Raw genomic sequence first — 1,493 nt, forward strand, 5'->3', positions numbered from 1 at the left:
CTACAGTCAATTCCACCTCATCTTTAAGTTGTTCAACAGCTGCAAAAAGATCTGCTATGCCTTTACGTTGTGATAAGCCGCCAACAAAAAGAATTTTTAATTTTCGCTTTGCTTTTTCAAAAGAATAGTCCCTATCTCCCCAAACTACAGGAAAACCGTAAGGTATAACCTTTATAGCTGGAAGAGTTCCGGGGAAGTTGTTTAATGTTTTGGCTGTAAAAGTACTTGCGACAAAAATATGATCTGCTAATTTTATCTCTTCGTCTTTCCGTTTAAGTTTTTCTTCAGAATTTTTAAATCCGATAAGTGTCGGCATCCATTCCGGCCACCTTTCTTTTTCGCTTTCCATGAGTTTCATTGCTGTACGCCAGTAACCAATAGGCAGATCATACAGGCACTGTAAACCTAATCGTTTTGCTTCATTAAAGGAGTATATGGCGCCGTCTTCATAAGCATATACGCCCTTTAGATCGCTACTGTTTACCTTTTTCAATCTGGCTGCTGTCCATTTATCTTGCGACTTATAAACCGCATCAATGGAGAATACACCGGTTTCGTGTCGTGTAAGGTTTTTTAAGCCCGCCTTTATTGATAACATCCTTCCTCCTTCCAGCCATGGCCACATTTTCGTTATTGAAGCTAATGAAGGATCAAAGCTTCGCCTCTTGATTTCTCCCAATGGGCCAAATGATCCCAACTTATCAAGGAAATTTCCCGGATAAGAGGCTAAAGAGGTATGAAATTCCTTTAATACCCCAGCATCGTTTAAGCCCTTTGCAGCCGCACGAACATTTGCATTTCCAGTAGGATGAGATAAAATTACCACAATTTATAGTTTAATTATATTCTATTAGTCCAAGTGTACTTTCCCATTTTCTTGTAAGCGCAAAAGCCGAAAATTTTTCATTATAAAATTGTTCTTGTATATCATTTGAAACTTTGCCACGCATAATATCGTCTGCGAAACAAACAATTGCACTTTTCATATATAAGTAGTCGGCGTCGGAAGGTATAACTCTTGTTGAAATCGGATCGCAGGCAATATCTGGGATTCCCCCTCTTTCTGTAGCTAACCAAGGTAATCCGGCACCCATAGCCTCAAGCAAACTAATAGGTAAGCCTTCCGGATGTACAGAAAGTAACAAGAAAGCATCAATTGAACTTATAACTTTAACTAATTCATCAAGGCCATTAAATGTTCCATTATATTTTACATTTGGGTATTTTTTAAAATATTCTGGCGGATATCCAATTCCTTGCCCCCAAATATTAAATTCAGCGTTCTTTAAATCTTCTTCTTCACTAAGCCGACATAGGATGTCTATACCTTTCTCAGGAATTAGTCGGCCATAATATCCAAAACGTACTTTGCCATTATTAGATTTAACCTTCTTTATTTCTATTTTTCGCGAAAAACAAGGTATTGTATCAATCTCCCTATTAAGTGCTATTTCCATGTCTAAAGCATTTCGTTTTGAACACGCGATTACAAC

2 protein-coding genes are annotated in these 1,493 nt (G+C 37.7%); both read right to left on the reverse strand.

The genetic code is table 11. The annotated features are described in order from the left end of the window. Window positions 1-826, reverse strand: an 826-nt coding sequence (locus AC1DPZ_RS27080; protein WP_477409360.1) for a hypothetical protein, incomplete at its 3' end; no start/stop codon positions are given. Between the two features lie 10 nt (window positions 827-836). Beyond that, window positions 837-1,493: glycosyltransferase family 4 protein (locus AC1DPZ_RS27085; protein ID WP_477409358.1), on the reverse strand; the 657-nt coding region annotated here is incomplete at its 5' end.

This window comes from Mucilaginibacter sp. P4_G9 (assembly GCF_056400985.1).